Source organism: Thermosynechococcus sp. OHK43 (assembly GCF_014466085.1).
Taxonomy (GTDB): domain Bacteria; phylum Cyanobacteriota; class Cyanobacteriia; order Thermosynechococcales; family Thermosynechococcaceae; genus Thermosynechococcus.
Genome location: NZ_JACOMP010000142.1, coordinates 1 through 16,084 on the forward strand (window position 1 = coordinate 1; position 16,084 = coordinate 16,084).

Consider the following 16,084-nt stretch of genomic DNA (forward strand, 5'->3'; position numbering starts at 1 on the left):
GCCAGTGCAATTAATTCTGGGATCCAGTTGCCACTGGCCATGAGGGGGTCAATCCATTCAATAGTTACCACCTGGCGGCGGGGGCGATCGCTCACCCGGCTTTGACAGGCGCGAATCCTCGCTTTCAGGTCACTCAGCAGGGGGTCTGGAGCAACCCCCAGGATCAGACCCACCCGTCGGATATCTTCCCAGACATCCTCAAGGCAATGGGGTTGGAGAGAAATTAACTGCGGTGGCGGCTCCAGAAGTTCGGCGATCGCCCGCTGGACCTCTGCCAAGGTAACCGCACACACATCGCATTGATCTTGGGTAATAATGTGGGTGGGTTTTAGCGCTTGCAGAGTCGCCAGGTCTAAGTCATAAATGCCCAAGGCCGCTTGCAGCAGATCCTGAACCGCTCGATCAATGGCTAAACTCGACTGTTGGGCATCTAACCTAGCCCGGGTACAGACAGGCAATGCCTTGACTGCAGGCGGATAGTCACACTCATGGCTGCGACCCACAAGAAACGGCAGCAACCCCAGAGCAGCAACAATTTCTGTGGCACTGGGCAGAAGAGAAACAAGGCGCATTTTAGGGCTAATGCCAGGAGCCAGAATTGAACTGGCGACACGAGGATTTTCAGTCCTCTGCTCTACCAACTGAGCTATCCCGGCTTGAAAGTGCTTTATGATTTTAGCAAGCGTCTAGGTGCGATGACAAGTCTCTCGGGCAATCATTTCTAGGAATGCCACCATGTCTCGCCTGAAGTGTCTGACCATGCTTGATCGCTTACAACCTTAGAAGACCCCTGCGCCGAACATCTGCTAGAGGCTCCACTCCTTATCTGTGTTCGGTTTTAGAACAACACCGCCTATCGAGCGACGCTCCTATTGAGGAGGATGCTGCTCGGATTCAGAACAACGATGTACCTAAAAGCTTTGGGGTGATTCGTGGCTAACCCTGAATCTCCTCCGTCAGGACACCTTTGTCGAAGGGCCTCAGGGCAAAAGGTTTGAGGGCAGGGGAGGAGGATGACTACCCCGCTCCTGGTTACTGCCTGAGTCTGGGGCTTGACCACAATTCGCGAGCCCACTAAGCTGCCCTTATAGTGACAGTCCCCTTGTGGAGTCTCCTAATGGGTATTCAAGTTATTGCCACCACTCCCTTCAAGGATCAAAAACCCGGTACCTCTGGCTTACGTAAGCCAGTACCTGTTTTTCAGCAGCGCCACTACCTGGAAAACTTTATTCAAGCAATTTTTGACACCATTGAGGCACCGCAGGGGCAGACCCTTGTCCTCGGGGGTGATGGTCGCTACTTCAATGCCGAAGCGATTCAAGTCATCCTCAAAATGGCGGCAGCCAATGGTTTTGCACGGGTCAAGGTGGGGCAGAATGGGATTCTTTCAACCCCAGCCGCCTCCTGCGTGATCCGCAAGTATGGGGCAGTGGGGGGCATTATTCTCTCAGCCAGTCACAACCCCGCAGGGCCACAGGGAGATTTTGGCGTCAAGTTCAACATTGCCAATGGGGGACCTGCTCCCGAAAAAGTCACTAATGCGATCTATGAGCGCAGCCTTGCCCTCACCCACTACAAAATCTACACCGCACCCGATGTGAATCTGCACACCCTTGGGGAGTTTCCCTTGGGTGAAATGATTGTTGAAGTCATTGACCCCGTGGCTGATTATCAAGCGCTGCTGGAGACCCTTTTTGACTTTGATCGCATTGCCGAGGTGATCCGTACAGGGAAGCTGCGCCTTGTCTTTGATGCCATGCACGCGGTTACAGGACCCTACGCCCAGCAAATTCTGGAAAAGCGCTTGGGAGCACCCCCAGGCACGGTTCAAAATGGTGTGCCGCTACCGGACTTTGGCGGTGGGCATCCCGACCCCAATTTGGTTTATGCCCATGACTTGGTGCAGCAACTCTTTGGTGAGCATCCGCCGGATTTTGGGGCTGCCTCCGATGGCGATGGCGATCGCAACATGATTTTGGGGGCAAACTGTTTTGTAACCCCCAGTGATAGCCTAGCTATTCTGGCGGCCAATGCCCAACTTGTGCCCGGCTACAAAGATGGATTAGCGGGGATTGCCCGTTCGATGCCCACCAGTCAAGCGGCCGATCGCGTTGCTGCTAAGCTTGGTATTGACTGTTACGAAACCCCCACAGGCTGGAAGTTCTTTGGTAATCTCCTCGATGCCGGTAAAGCAACCCTCTGCGGTGAGGAGAGTTTTGGCACTGGCTCCAACCACGTGCGCGAAAAAGATGGCCTCTGGGCTGTGCTCTTTTGGTTGAATATCTTGGCCGTCCGCCAAACCTCTGTGGCCGAGATTGTCAAAGCTCACTGGCAAACCTATGGCCGCAACTATTATTCGCGCCATGACTATGAGGGCATCGACAGCGATCGCGCCCACACGCTGATGAGCCAACTAGAGCAAAAACTTCCCAGCCTAGTGGGTCAGACCTTGGGTGCCTACACAGTGGCCACTGCTGATAACTTTAGCTACACCGATCCAGTGGATCACAGCGTCAGCCAAAACCAAGGCATTCGGCTCGTTTTTGAAGATGGCAGCCGCATTGTCTATCGCCTGTCAGGAACAGGAACCCAGGGGGCAACGCTGCGGGTCTATTTGGAGCGCTTTGAACCCCATCCTGCCCAGCAACACCTCGATGCCCAAGCGGCACTTGCCGATTTAATTCAACTGGCCAATGAAGTGGCAAATATCCAAGGCTTAACGGGTCGCGATCGCCCCACCGTCATTACCTGATTGGTATGAAAATTCTCCATGTGTCTGATATCCACCTTGGCAGTGGCCTCAGTCATGGCCACATTAACCCTGCCACGGGCTTGAATACGCGCCTTGAGGATTTTATTGCTGCTCTGGCCACCTGTATTGACCGTGCTCTGAGTGAACCCGTTGATTTGGTGCTTTTTGGGGGCGATGCCTTTCCCGATGCAACACCACCCCCCCTCGTCCATGAAGCCTTTGCCAGCCAATTTCGCCGCTTGGCAGATGCCCACATTCCCACAGTTTTGCTGGTGGGCAACCACGATCAGCACGCCCAAGGACAGGGGGGCGCCAGCCTCAGTCTCTATCGCACCCTGGGGGTACCCGGCTTTATTGTTGGCGATCGCTTGGCCACCCATCGCATTGACACTCCCCAGGGCAGTGTTCAAGTCATGACCCTCCCTTGGTTAACGCGATCAACACTCCTCACGCGGCCGGAAACCAGTGGCCTTTCCCTTGCGGATGTGCATCAACTGCTCCTAGAGCGGCTTCGCCTTGCCCTTGAGGGGGAAATTCGCCAACTCGATCCTGCCTTACCTACCGTCTTACTTGCCCATGCTATGGTGGACACCGCCCAGTACGGCTCTGAACGCTATTTGAGTGCGGGCAAAGGCTTTACAATTCCCCTGGGTTTCTTGGCACGCCCCTGTTTTGATTACGTTGCCCTTGGTCATGTCCATCGCCATCAAGTCCTGTGTCACGATCCACCCGTGGTCTATTCCGGCAGTATTGAGCGGGTGGATTTTGGCGAAGAGGGGGAAGAAAAGGGCTATGTCTTAGTAAACCTCGTCAAAGGGAAAACAGAATTTCAGTTTTGTCCCCTCCCCACCCGCCCCTTCCGCACAATTCGTGTGGACTTAACCGAGGTGGAACGCAATCCCCAAGCTGCCCTCTTGGCGGCGATCGCCAGCGTGGACATCAGCGAAGCCGTGGTGCGGGTCATGTATCAACTGCGCCCCGATCAAATTCCCCTGATTAACCTCCATGAATTGGAAAAGGCTCTTGAAAGCGCCCATAGCATCAGCCTCCTGCCCCAACTTGCCAATAGTGAGCCCATTGGCCGGCTGCCAGAAGTTGCCCTCGAACAATGCCTTGACCCCAGCCATGCGCTGCAACTGTATCTAGATCACCGCCCCGATCTTGAACCCCTGCGGCAGGATCTGCTAGCGGCACTCCAAACCCTTGCGGGCAATCCTGAACAGGAGCGTCAAGACGGGCCACAGATACCGCGATCGCCCGAACCTGTGATTGAGCAACTGCAATTGCTCTCCTAGGCTAAAACTCCCCTCAGCTTGAGCAACCTTTCTAGCGGCTTGGCATCCGAGGGCAAAAGAGGACCCGGGAGCCTGGGCAAACTTTTTCTCCGAAATTATTGACATTTTTTCTCATCTGGCATAGGCTAAGTCTTAGTGTTCTCCTCTCTGAGGAATCGGCAGGCGGGGTCAGTCATTGCGACGACCCCTTTTTTCCTTGAGAAGGACTGTTGATTCTCAAAAAACCCCGAACCCAACCCTCTCTAGGGGCAGTGAACTATTGCTAAAAATTTGCAAATTTTTGGCAGGGAATATGGCGGCTACAGCACCACAGCACGATATAGGGGGCCAGGGTTCTTCTTGGGCCTTGAGAACAGCAATTTTTTGGCAAACCCACGGGATGACTGCGGTTGAGATGTAAGGGGTTAGGGGCTGCTGCAATTCATCGAGAGCTGTGAGGCCAGTAGAAGCCAAGAACATCTGGGGTTTCCTGTTCTTTGCTTCCTAAGGCATATTTCCTCTTCTTTGCCGACACAATCCTCTATTCACTTATCCAGTGATGTTTTTGCAAATATGCACTCGCGGATTTTAGAAAAGATTTTTTCTCAAGGTTGGGGGCACCTAGGCCCTACTCTATCAACTCCTAGCGTCACAGCAGGAGGATGATCCATATCACAAGTCAAGTGTGTTTGCTGTGGCACACTACGATCAAAGTTTGCGATATGCCCATGTTTAACCCACTTACCATTCGGTTTTGGGGTGTGCGCGGCAGTGTTCCCTGTCCCGGTTCCCACACTGTCCGCTATGGTGGTAACACCCCCTGCGTGGAAATTCAAGCCAATGGTCAACGGATCATCCTTGACGGCGGTACAGGTTTGCGGGTTCTTGGGGAGCACCTAATGGGTCAACAGCCAGTGACGGCACACTTATTCTTTACCCATACCCACTGGGATCATATTCAGGGGTTTCCCTTCTTTCAACCCGCTTTTGTACCGGGAAATCAGTTCCATATCTACGCAGTGCCGGGGAAAAATGGTCAGGGCATTGAACGACGACTGAATGATCAAATGCTGCACCCCAACTTTCCCGTTCCGTTGCAAATTATGGGGGGAGATTTACGTTTTTATGACTTGGAGGCGGGCGAGCGGGTGTACCTAGACGGCGGTGTAGTGGTGAGTAATGAGGCTCTGAATCATCCGGGCGGGGGGGTGGGCTACCGTGTCAGTTGGCAGGGCATTCATGTGGCCTATATTACAGACACGGAGCATTTGCCGGATAGGTTACATCCAGGGGCGTTTGCCTTGGCGGATCGCGCGGATGTGATGATTTACGATGCCACTTATACCGATGAAGAATACTATCACCCGCAGCAGAGCAAGGTGGGGTGGGGGCATTCCACATGGCAGGAGGCGGTTAAGCTTGCCCAAGCGGCCCAGGTCAAGCAACTGATTTTGTTTCACCATGATCCCAGCCATGATGATGACTGTTTAGATCGCATTGGCGAGTTGGCACGGGCACAATTTCCGCAGACGCTGCTTGCTCGCGAGGGACTCATTATTTCCGTCTATCCAAATGTGATACACTTCCCGGCAACGCCTCAAGCAAGTTAGCGCCTGTGCTGCCTGTCGTTGTTTTACCGGGATATTTAGCGGCTGCCCCTGACTACTACCCCTTGCGGGATGATCTGCGGCAGTTGGGGTTTGTGGTGGAGGTGGTCCCCCTTAGGGGACGCTCGTGGTTGCCGACATTGGGGGGGCGATCGGTGGCGCCAATTCTCCGGGCTCTCGATACCACCATTCAGAGTGTTCTGAATGAAACAGGGGCCCCTTCTGTGCATCTCATTGGTCATTCAGCGGGGGGCTGGATTAGCCGCATTTACCTAGGGGATCAACCCTATGATGGCAAAGTTTGGGCGGGTCACAAATGGGTGCACACGCTAATTACGTTGGGTACTCCCCACCGGAGTCAGGAGCGTTGGACGCGTCGCAATCTGGACTTTGTTAACACCACGTACCCCGGTGCCTATTACGGGCAAATTCGCTATGTGTGTCTGGCGGGCAAAGCAATCTATGGGACATCACGCGGCTCCTTTGCCAATTGGTTGACGTATCAAAGCTATAAACTCACCTGTGGCGAGGGTGCCTGTTGGGGGGATGGGGTGACACCAGTGGCAGCCGCCCACCTCGAAGGGGCAGAGAATCTGGTCTATGAAAATGTGCTTCATGCGCCTCGCCGCCGTTTGCGCGATCGCCCCGATGCCCCTTGGTACGGCTCCCCAGAAATTGTTGCTCATTGGCAGCAGTATCTCAGGGCCAGTTAGACAGCCCACCGCTCAAATTGCCAGCGGTAAACGGCCAATCCTTTATTGAGAACACATTTTTCCCGTTCTGTCGCGATGGGCCAAGGACTCTGGGGTAACCAATCTGTACAGGTTGAGCGAAAGGCGCCATGGGCACGAAACTGTTGCACCATTGATGCAGCCACTTCAAAAACATCCGACTGAAGGACAACACGTCCACCAGCGGGCAGGAGTTCAGCAAGAATGGCCACCAGTTCAGGGGTGACGACGCGGCGTTTATGGTGACGGCGCTTGAACCACGGATCTGGAAACTGGATCGTGACGGTGTGCAGGGGGAGGCCGCCGAGAATTTTGGGCAAGTGGACATTGGCATTGCCCCAAAGATAGTGGAGGTTCCGAAGTTGCTGGCGATCGCGCCGCTCATTGGCGGCGACCACTAACGGGTAGCGAATTTCCAGACCCAGAAAATTTTGCTCTGGGTAAAGTGCTGCCATTTCTAGCAAGAATGTCCCCCTTGCACAGCCAATATCCAGATGTAAAGGCTGCGAGGGTTGCTCGTAAATCCTTGACCAATCGGGAACAGCAATGTCCTGCTGGAATTTTTGACTAAGAGGGTTAACGTGTTGTCGCACCCGTACCGCCATGGCGCGATCGCTCATCCAAAACTCCCTAATGCACTGCTGCTATAGGGTAGCTTATCTCAGAGGAAAATACTGTCTCTCGGGATCCCGAAAATGCCTCCCTTAAAGCTGGGGGCTGAGTTGATGGGACAAACTTTGACGGCATGTTTCTGGGTTGCAAATACACCATTTCGGGCAATGGGTGGTCCTGGCTCGATACATTCACATCTCCCCACGTTCAGGTCCTGTTGGCATACCGGCAGCCGCTGCCTAAGCGTCAAGTAAAGCCGCCGTTGGCAACCCCACCAAAACCATTGCCTTGTATTGCGCTGAGCAAGGGATGAACGTGCGTTCCCATTCTATTCACCCAGCAGCAATCCTTATCCCCCTGTGAGAACCCATCCTTGGCACTGGCTCAAAGAGTATGGCCATGTTGGATACGTCCTTAAGAGGGTTTGGACTGCCGGCGGAAGTCGCTGCAATAGCTGTCATCTTTGGTGCTGATGAGTTCAGTTGGACCACTGGAGCAGAAATCAATATTGACAGCGATGCTCTGGCAGCATCTGCAGCAATCCCCTCACAGTAGATCACTTCCCCCTCGGTTGATGGTCAAAAGCAGAGATTAAAAAAACTGCCCTCAAAAGCTGAGGACAGCAAAAACCACCTAGGACAATGGGATCGTCCAGCGGCATGGTACGACCCCAAACTTATTGGCGGGCGAGTTACTCCTTCAAGAAACCGCTGTAGGCTTCCATGCCATGCTCGCCGATGTCCAAGCCTTTGAGTTCCTCTTCTTCGGAAACACGAATGCCAAGGGTTTGTTTTAAGGCTAGCCAAAAGATACTGGTCAGGAGCACAGTAAAGCCACCGATGGTCAAGATACCGATGATCTGAGCAATCAATTGAGTGACCCCATGGCCGGTGAGCAAGCCTAACTCTTTGTCAAACAAGCCAACGGCTAGGGTGCCCCAAGTGCCACAGACTAAGTGAACAGAGGTGGCACCGACGGGATCATCAATTTTGATGCGGTCAAAGAAGAGAACAGAATAGACCACAATGACGCCGCCAATGGCACCAATGATTACGGCACTCCAGTAAGATACACCTGCACAGCCTGCTGTAATGGACACTAGGCCCGCCAGAATACCGTTGATAATCATGGAAAGATCGGGCTTACCAATAGCTAGCCAAGCGGTCATTGTTGCCGCAATCCCACCGGCCGCCGCCGCCAAGTTGGTGGTTACAGCAATGTAGGGGACTGCTTGGTCGGCAGCCAGTTGTGAGCCAGGATTAAAGCCAAACCAACCAATCCAAAGAATCAAACACCCCAGCATGGCAAAGCCCATGTTGTGTCCTGGTAAGGCTTGGGGGGTACCGTCGGCGGCATATTTGCCAATCCGTGGCCCCAAAAAAGCGGCCCCCATTAACGCAGACCAACCGCCCACTGCATGGACAACGGTTGAACCGGCAAAATCCTTGAAAGCCACCCCCTCGCCCAGGAAGCTGATATTACTGAGCAGGCCACCTCCCCACACCCAATGACCGGTAATGGGATAGGAGATTCCTGTCAGCAGCAGACTAAAAATCAAAAAGTCGACGAATTTAATGCGCTCCGCCACGGCACCGGAGACAATCGTCGCCGCTGTGCCTGCAAAGGCTGCCTGGAAGAGGAAAGCCACTGAAATGACCAATCCTTCTGGAAAGGGCTTCAGGCCATAGGTTTCTGGGTTTTCACTGCTGAGGAAGAAGCCCCCTGAGCCGATAAAGGCATTGCCCTCCGTACCAAACATAAAGGAGAAACCAACTGCCCAGTAGGCAAGGGTGGCCAAGGCAAAAACAATTAGGTTTTTAGAAAGAATGTTGACAGCATTTTTCTGGCGGCAGAAGCCAGTTTCCAACATGCCGAAGCCAGCATTCATGAAAATCACGAGAATTGCTGCCACCAATACCCAAATAGTATTGAGCACTCCTTGAACGTCTTCAGGGGTGAGGGGTTTATCCTGGGCCTGAGCAGCCACTCCCCAAACAGTCACAATGATTAAAGCTAGGGGAATGCAGGCGACCAGGGCGGGCGATCGCCAACGAAAATTGGGCTGCCAGTCGAGGTTTAGTAACGGGCGCTTTTGCCGTCTAGCACGTTTCAGTTTTAACTTGGACATCGCTTTCATTCTCAACGGTTATAACGGTTATGGAGTCGAGTTGCGCATGAGTTCAGCGGAGGAGAAATCGCAGTTGCAGCACCATTGCACCAGAAAGTCATCTGGCTGCTGTTTGACTTGAGCCAAGCGAAGCATTGACCCGCAGTTAGTTTCTGATTGCATCAGTTCTCAGATTGGAAAATCTGTATCGCGTTATACATTTACCTTGATGACCAAAACCGCCTATCCTTAGGAAAGGCAAGTCCCATCAAGTTTGCAGCTAACGTTCCTAACTAGGTGTGAATGGATACGATCTGGGAGTTGGATTTTTATTCCCGTCCCCTGGTGGATGAAAACAACAAGAAAATCTGGGAGCTGCTGGTTTGCGATCGCCAGCAACAATTTCAGTTCAGCAAAACCTGTGCAGGAGCTGAAGCCAATGCCCGCTGGTTAGCGGCGGCGCTTAAGGAAGCCATGGTTGAATGGCGACAGCAACTGGGCCTGGCAGAGGGGGTTCAACCCCAGCGAGTGCGTTTTTTTCGCCGAGCCATGACCAGCATTATTACGCGGGGGGGAGAAGCTGCAGGATTAGTGATGGTACCGAGTCGGCGCACGTTTGCCCTCTATGATTGGCTGCGCGATCGCGCCACAAACTTCTATCCAACCCTACCCAACTACCAAGCGGAGCTGGCAACGCCACCCCAGTTGATGCCCCCTGCACCGCAACCTCTACCATCAGCTCTGCGGGGGGATCGCTGGCAATTTAGTGCTCTCCCTCTTGGGGAAATTAAAACGGCCCCTGAATGGGAACTGCCCTTTGGTGAGGTACCACCTCTGCCCTTTTTGACCCTCAGCGACGATGTGCTACTGCCGGGGTTAATTATCTATTCGCAGCGGGCACTGCCCTTGGCGGGTTGGCTATCGGGGTTAGAGCCGGCCTCTCTCAGTTTTGAGGAGACACCGCAGCCGTTGCTGATTTTGGAAACGGGGGCGAGCGATCGCTGGGTTCTCATTAGTGGCCGCAATCCTCAGATTCAAAAGGAACTGGCGGCCTTTAAGGACGCCTGCACCCAAAGCCAAGGACTGCACTTTATCGCAGTCAAGGAACAACCGACACAGGAGACCCTGCAGGGCTTTTGGTTGTTGCAGCAAACTCCTGAAATTTGATTAGAGCAGCTTCTCAAGGCCATAGATCAAGCGTTTAAGTTGCCTGACTTTGCGAATGGCAAGCAGTACCCCCGGCATATAGCACTGGCGATCGCTCGTGTCATGGCGTAGGGTATAAATTTGCCCCGGTGCCCCAAAAATCACCTCCTGATGGGCAATTAATCCCGGCAGGCGAACACTGTGGATGCGAATCTCAGCCGCGGCACAGGCCCCCCGCGCCCCCGTCAGATGTTCCGATTCCTGCACCTGGGGCAGGTTAAAGGTTTTGCCCAATTCAGCTAAACGCTGTGCGGTTTGCAGGGCAGTACCACTGGGGGCATCGGCTTTTTGATTGTGGTGGAGTTCAATGATCTCCACATGGTCAAAGTATTGGCTGGCGCGGATGGCCGCCTCTTGGAGCAGCACCATGCCAATGGAGAAATTCGGCGCAATCACCACCCCCAGATCGGCCTTGTCGGCAAACTCGGCCAGTTCCTCAATTTGTTCAGGACTCAGACCTGTTGTGCCCACCACCGGATACACCCCATAGGCGATCGCCATGCGCACATTCTCGTACACTGCTTGGGGATGGGTGAAGTCCACCATGACCACGGGTTGTTTTTCTTGGGCAGCCGCCACACACACCTCTTGCAAGCTGCCACTAATGGGAATTTCTAATGCCCCTAGCCCCAAAGCCTTGCCAATATCTTCTCCCACCTGCTTGCGATCGACGACGGCATAGAGCGCTGTGTCGGGTGCTTGGTGTACAGCCTTAACAACTTCGCGCCCCATCTTACCGAGGGCGCCAACAACAATGACTGGAATAGGTGTACTCATGCAAAACTCCGACACAGACCAGAGGCTAGGATAGCGCGATCGCTTAGCGATACAATAACCCAGTGGTGAAGATTTGTCCTGAAAAGCCAATGTTAGTTTTTTCTTTTCCTGAGTTGGTTGAGCGCTGTCAAACTTGGACACCCAAGCGGCCTGGCTATGCCGTTTGTCCCTTGGATCACCATAACCCTGAACTGGCCTCTAGCCTCTACCGCATCGAACCAGGACAAGCCAATTATCCCCACTACCACCAGCGGGGCGATGATATTTTCCTGATTGTGTCGGGTGTGGGTGAGCTCATTACCTGCCCCATGACACCCCCTGCTAACTCGGTGGCTGCCACAGCGTTGAGACGCACTCCCGTAGAAACTGGCTCCTATGTCCATGTGGATGCCCAATGTCTGCATTGGCTGCGGAACTTATCCCCTGATCAGCCCCTGTATTACTTAAATATTGCACCGCTGTCCCACGAGAGCGATCGCGTCGATGTAACCATCGAGGGCTGGAACCCCAAAAGTACTTACTCGTGCTAACTGACTGGCTGCTTCCTCAAAGGCCTTGCTCCACTCCTCCCACGCGTCCTCAAACCCCGCTTTGATGGACTCCCAAGCATCATCTCCCCCTGCTTTGAGGGCAGCCAATTGTTGAGTGAGTTTATCGCCCTTGGCCTTCAAGGCTTCAATTTTGGCTTCAATATCTGCTTTGACATCTTCATCAGCTTGATCTGCCCTTGCTTTGGGTTGGTCAAGTTGGGCACCGAGCTGTTGCAGCTTGGCTTTTATTTCCCCCGGCTAGGTCAAGGGATCGGACGTACAACTATCTTCCCGTTTTCAAGATAAATACCCATCATTGCCCAAGAATTGCTAGATGAATAACAATGCAAGGGTGTCATATTTCCTAGAATGGGGTCAAGGCAGTGGGGATATTTTGTAAAAAGCTGCTTTCATTTCTACACAAAAATAAACTAAAAATCTAAAGAATAATTAAAAAACACATCTAATTATTTGATTTTGTGTAGTGTGCCCAGGGATACAGTCAAAAACCAAAGAGTAAAGCTATTCTTTCCATTAGAGAGTTAGGAGGATACTCTGCATAAACAACCTGTTTCTACGCTAGAGGGTTATCAGTGAGCCGGTTTCACACTTCCTAGCTTCATTGACAGCTTTGACTGCCGTATTGAAGTGATATGAAAGAGGCGGCCCCTGAGCTAGGGTTGCAGTATTATGGTGTGGGGAAAAGTATTTTAAGCATCTAAGGCAGCGCTTTAGGTCAGCAGCACTTGTATTTTACAGGGGGAACCTTTAATCATTTCTGAAATTTTCAGGCCTTGGGGGATTTTTTTGTTAGCTTGTAAGAGCAACCGCTTGACTGAATTCTCATCACTAAATTATGCATAATCAGTCAATTCACATCTACTAACTAAATTCATTCAGCAGTCATTCAGTGTTTCGAGGTAAAGGAGATGACAATTGAGCCAATCAATTTCATGGCAACAATGGTACGACGAGTCCAGTTGACCGATGAAGACAAATCGCTGTTAGCTGAGGCCGCCCCTTGGGGGAAAGAAATTGCTCCGCAAATGGCGGATATTTTTTATGACTATCTAGGCCGTGACGAAGAAATGAACGCTATCCTCAATGCCACGGAGGGGCGAATCCATCGTCTGCACCAAACCTTTGTGGACTGGTTTTATGAAATGTTCACAGGAATGGACAGTTGGGGCAAAGCCTATGCTGAGCGACGCTGGAAAATTGGCCTTGTCCATGTGCGCATTGGAATTGGCCCGCAGCACGTGGTGCCTGCAATGGCAGTTGTGGTGAATGCCGTACGCCAAAAATTAAGGGAAGCCAACAAATCCGAAGCCCTCAGTGACGCCCTTGGCAAAATTTGCATGATTGATCTTGCCTTTATTGAGCAGGCCTACTTTGAAGTTTCTTCCCAAGCAGTGCTCAAAGAAACCGGTTGGACACAGGCACTGTTTCAGCGACTCATTGCCACCGGTGCTGCTGCTATGTAGGTCTCCCGACAAGGAGAGCTAACTGTTCAAAATTCTGCAGGAGTATTTCAAGAGGATTCAACCATGCCGATTAACGCTGCAAAACTGGAAGCCACACTGCAAAACTTTGTTGCCAATGCCAGTAATGTCCAAGGGGCAGCCCTTGTATCTCCCGATGGTCTGACGCTGGCCGCAACCTTGCCGGGGGGAATGGACGATGAACGGGTGGCTGCAATGTCAGCCGCAATGCTGTCCCTAGGAGAGCGGATTGGCCGAGAACTGAGTCGTGGCCAAGTGGAACGAATTTTGGTTGAGGGAAGCAATGGCTATGGCATTCTCACTAGTTGTACTGAAGATGCGGTCTTTCTGGTGCTAGCGGATGCCTCTGCCAAGTTGGGAATTATCAACCTTGAAATTAAAAATGTGTTGGCCGAGCTGCAAAACCAACTCACGGCTGTGAGTTCGGCAGTGAATGTTTAAGCCACCCTGACTGGCAAAATCGAGGTGCAATCTATGGAAATTATGCGCATTGTCATTACAGGGCCTGTAGGGGCAGGCAAGTCCACATTCATCCGCACTATTAGCGAAATTGAACCAGTGGATACGGATCGCAAGGCAACGGATGAAATTGCTGCTTTCAAGGAAAAGACAACAGTGGCGATGGATTTTGGGCGGCTTCAGTTTGGCCCCAATGTTGCCCTGCATCTGTATGGCACCCCTGGCCAAGAACGCTTTGACTTTATGTGGGATATTCTCATTCGCAAAGCCCATGCCTTTATCCTGCTGGTGAGTTCTCACCGTCCCCAAGATTTTCGAGCGGCACGCCGGATTTTGGCCTTTATGCGCCATCGCACAAAGATTCCGATGCTAGTGGGTCTGAGCCATGCCGATAATCCCAATGCTTGGCCTGCTGAAGAGATCGCGATCGCCCTTGGCTACCTAAGTCCCCATCGTCGCCCACCGATGCTGCCAGTCAATGCCTTGGAGAAGTCTTCTGTTGCTGCGGCCATGATGGCACTCATTCAAGCCTATACCCGTGCCCAATTCTCGCAATTAAACCACAGTGCACTCACCACTTAGAACAAAATCACTCAATAGGGGGAATGTATGAAAATTACAGGTTATCTATCGGAATTCTCCTTGGGGGAAATTTTTCGTTTTCTGGAGCAAGGGCAAAAAACAGGCTGCCTCTCGATTAAACCAGTGGAAATGGTAGGGATGATGCCACTCATCCCCCAGGCGCAGGAGTACTATATTTTCTTTCGCTTAGGTCAGATTGTGGCAGCAACAACAAGCTTAGATCATCAAGGACTGCAACGGCTCATTGAGCAGCGGGGATGGCTCCGTCCCACAACGATCCAACGCCTCCTGCCCTTTTGTTCCCTCACGGGTTCCCTTGGCCTCTGCCTAAAAACACAGGGTGCCCTTGACCCGGAACAACTTCAGTTACTGTTTAAGCAGCAGGTACTGACACCGATTCCTCAGCTCTTTAGTCTCAATGAGGGCTGGTTCAAGTTTGATGCCAACCATCCGCTGCCCTTTCATGAAATGACGGGACTCAGTGCCTCACCGATGGACATTTCCTTAGCGGGTCTACGACTCCTGCGGGATTGGACAGCCTTGATGGATAAGCTGCCCTTGCCCAGTTCAGCGATCGCCAGCACAATTCAGGGACAGCCCCCCTACCGTCTAAATCGCCATGAGTGGCAAGTGTGGGAGTACGCCAAAGGCACAATGACGCTTCAGGAAATTAGCAATGCTTTGAACTTACCGATTCTGGAGGTACAGAAAATCTGCTTCCGTTTAACGGTGGTGGGCATTGCCGAAGAGATTGCGGGCATTAGTGCACCCTCTGCTACTGAGCCTGCACTTAGTGAAACGACAGAAATCAGCAGCTCCTTTTTGGAGGGACTCCTGACATTCCTAAAAACGAAAACCCATGCGAACGCTTCCTATGGAGCCAAAGGGAATGATACAACGCTTTGAATGGACAGATCGCCTGAGTACTGGCGTGCCGACAATTGACATTCAGCACAAGGAGCTAGTGACCGCGATGAATGATCTTGCCGATGCCATTGAACAGGGGCGGGGGGCTTCTCGGATTAAACAGCTCATTGTGTTTATGAAATACTACGCTGAGTGGCACTTTGAGCACGAGGAAAGCTGTGCCAAGAAATATCAGTGTCCTCTCGCAGAGGTCAACCATCGCGCCCATGAACAATTCATAGGGCTCTTTGAGGAGCTGCAGCAGCAGTATCGCCACAGTCAAGCGGATGAGTCTGTTGCCGTGATGATTCATGGTAAATTGGCGGATTGGTTGGTCAACCACATCATGAAAATTGATAAAGAGATTGGCCAGCATATCTGTGCCCACCGCTAGCCCAAGAATCGATGAGTAAAAAGCACGTCATTGTCAAACCCAATGCACGGCAATCTTCTGTCTCGATTACCCCTGAAGGTCAACTTCTGGTTACGGTGCGTGCCCCGGCCAATGATGGCAAAGCCAATCAGGAACTGATTGCTGTCTTAGCAGAGTATTTTCGGGTACCCAAGTCGCGTATTCAGTTGGTTAAAGGTTACACCAGTCGCCATAAGGTGATTGAACTGCTGGATTAAGGGCATCTAGACTAATAACAGCGTGCGGCCTGATGGTAACCTTATGACGTTTGATGTCACTCCTACAAAATCCTTTGTTCTAAGTGGTGCCCGCCCCCACTATAGTCCTGATCGCCCCGGGCGGGTGGAACATATTTTCCTTGATTTGACGCTGGATTTAGAGGCTCAAACCTGCTGGGGACAGTGCTACATTCACTTGCGCCCCCTCCATTCTCAATTGCGATACCTACGCCTCAATGCCGTGGGGCAACAGATCAAGGGCGTGACCGTGCAGCACCAACCCCAAACCTTCCACTACGACGGCGAATTCCTTGATATTTCCCTCGATGAGAGCCTAGGGATTAGCCCCGATCAGGTGCTGCTGATTGCCATTGACTATCGCCTTGAGAAGCCTCAGCGAGGGTTATAC

The 16,084-nt window shown here is 52.3% G+C and carries 15 protein-coding genes, 1 tRNA gene and 2 pseudogenes; 13 read left to right on the plus strand and 5 right to left on the minus strand.

The window, feature by feature from the left end:
* A pseudogene (locus tag H8Q75_RS05940) lies at positions 1 to 572 on the minus strand (cobalamin-binding protein); the annotation flags it as partial.
* A gap of 11 nt (positions 573 to 583) precedes the next feature.
* Positions 584 to 656, minus strand: a tRNA-Phe gene (locus H8Q75_RS05945).
* 461 nt (positions 657 to 1,117) lie between these two features.
* Here H8Q75_RS05945 and H8Q75_RS05950 point away from each other — a divergent pair.
* The 4 genes from H8Q75_RS05950 (at position 1,118) to H8Q75_RS05965 (ending at position 6,346) form a co-directional block, all read left to right on the plus strand.
* Positions 1,118 to 2,752, plus strand: a complete 1,635-nt coding sequence (locus H8Q75_RS05950; RefSeq protein ID WP_024125010.1) for an alpha-D-glucose phosphate-specific phosphoglucomutase — start codon at positions 1,118 to 1,120, stop codon at positions 2,750 to 2,752.
* Positions 2,753 to 2,757: 5 nt separating this feature from the next.
* Positions 2,758 to 4,047, plus strand: coding sequence for an exonuclease subunit SbcD (gene sbcD / locus H8Q75_RS05955; RefSeq protein WP_024125011.1), 1,290 nt, complete (start codon positions 2,758 to 2,760; stop codon positions 4,045 to 4,047).
* A 701-nt stretch (positions 4,048 to 4,748) separates the two neighbouring features.
* Positions 4,749 to 5,636, plus strand: coding sequence for an MBL fold metallo-hydrolase (locus H8Q75_RS05960; protein ID WP_051372811.1), 888 nt, complete (start codon positions 4,749 to 4,751; stop codon positions 5,634 to 5,636).
* A gap of 5 nt (positions 5,637 to 5,641) precedes the next feature.
* Positions 5,642 to 6,346 (plus strand): hypothetical protein, encoded by a 705-nt coding sequence (locus H8Q75_RS05965; RefSeq protein WP_024125013.1) that lies wholly within the window; start codon positions 5,642 to 5,644, stop codon positions 6,344 to 6,346.
* On the opposite strand, the gene trmB is transcribed toward H8Q75_RS05965, so the two are convergent.
* Both trmB and H8Q75_RS05975 read right to left on the minus strand, forming a co-directional pair.
* A complete protein-coding gene (gene trmB, locus H8Q75_RS05970; protein ID WP_041429655.1) occupies positions 6,343 to 6,969 on the minus strand; it encodes a tRNA (guanosine(46)-N7)-methyltransferase TrmB in 627 nt (208 codons plus the stop codon). The two genes, H8Q75_RS05965 and trmB, sit on opposite strands and share 4 nt — an antisense overlap.
* A 698-nt stretch (positions 6,970 to 7,667) precedes the next feature.
* Complete coding sequence (locus tag H8Q75_RS05975; protein WP_297040910.1) at positions 7,668 to 9,113, minus strand: ammonium transporter; 1,446 nt, start codon at positions 9,111 to 9,113, stop codon at positions 7,668 to 7,670.
* Between the two features lie 273 nt (positions 9,114 to 9,386).
* On the opposite strand from H8Q75_RS05975, the gene H8Q75_RS05980 reads away from it, so the two are divergent.
* On the plus strand, positions 9,387 to 10,250 hold the full coding sequence (locus H8Q75_RS05980) for a Tab2/Atab2 family RNA-binding protein (protein WP_024125016.1): 864 nt from the start codon (positions 9,387 to 9,389) through the stop codon (positions 10,248 to 10,250).
* On the opposite strand, the gene dapB is transcribed toward H8Q75_RS05980, so the two are convergent.
* A complete protein-coding gene (gene dapB, locus H8Q75_RS05985; protein WP_024125017.1) occupies positions 10,251 to 11,066 on the minus strand; it encodes a 4-hydroxy-tetrahydrodipicolinate reductase in 816 nt (271 codons plus the stop codon).
* Positions 11,067 to 11,155: 89 nt separating this feature from the next.
* On the opposite strand from dapB, the gene H8Q75_RS05990 reads away from it, so the two are divergent.
* The 8 genes and pseudogenes from H8Q75_RS05990 to H8Q75_RS06025 form a co-directional block, all read left to right on the plus strand.
* The gene (locus H8Q75_RS05990; protein ID WP_297040911.1) at positions 11,156 to 11,596 is read left to right on the plus strand and encodes a cupin domain-containing protein; all 441 of its coding nucleotides are present in this window, start codon (positions 11,156 to 11,158) and stop codon (positions 11,594 to 11,596) included.
* 929 nt (positions 11,597 to 12,525) lie between these two features.
* A complete protein-coding gene (locus tag H8Q75_RS05995) occupies positions 12,526 to 13,080 on the plus strand; it encodes a protoglobin domain-containing protein (protein ID WP_024125019.1) in 555 nt (184 codons plus the stop codon).
* A gap of 63 nt (positions 13,081 to 13,143) precedes the next feature.
* Complete coding sequence (locus H8Q75_RS06000; protein ID WP_024125020.1) at positions 13,144 to 13,539, plus strand: roadblock/LC7 domain-containing protein; 396 nt, start codon at positions 13,144 to 13,146, stop codon at positions 13,537 to 13,539.
* Between the two features lie 33 nt (positions 13,540 to 13,572).
* On the plus strand, positions 13,573 to 14,139 hold the full coding sequence (locus H8Q75_RS06005; RefSeq protein WP_024125021.1) for an ATP/GTP-binding protein: 567 nt from the start codon (positions 13,573 to 13,575) through the stop codon (positions 14,137 to 14,139).
* A 27-nt stretch (positions 14,140 to 14,166) separates the two neighbouring features.
* Complete coding sequence (locus H8Q75_RS06010) at positions 14,167 to 15,045, plus strand: DUF4388 domain-containing protein (protein ID WP_024125022.1); 879 nt, start codon at positions 14,167 to 14,169, stop codon at positions 15,043 to 15,045.
* Positions 15,029 to 15,439, plus strand: a complete 411-nt coding sequence (locus H8Q75_RS06015) for a hemerythrin family protein (protein ID WP_297040912.1) — start codon at positions 15,029 to 15,031, stop codon at positions 15,437 to 15,439. The genes H8Q75_RS06010 and H8Q75_RS06015 overlap by 17 nt, the downstream gene beginning before the upstream one ends.
* Positions 15,440 to 15,450: 11 nt before the next feature.
* A complete protein-coding gene (locus tag H8Q75_RS06020) occupies positions 15,451 to 15,675 on the plus strand; it encodes a DUF167 domain-containing protein (protein ID WP_297040913.1) in 225 nt (74 codons plus the stop codon).
* A gap of 43 nt (positions 15,676 to 15,718) precedes the next feature.
* A pseudogene (locus H8Q75_RS06025) lies at positions 15,719 to 16,084 on the plus strand (aminopeptidase); the annotation flags it as partial.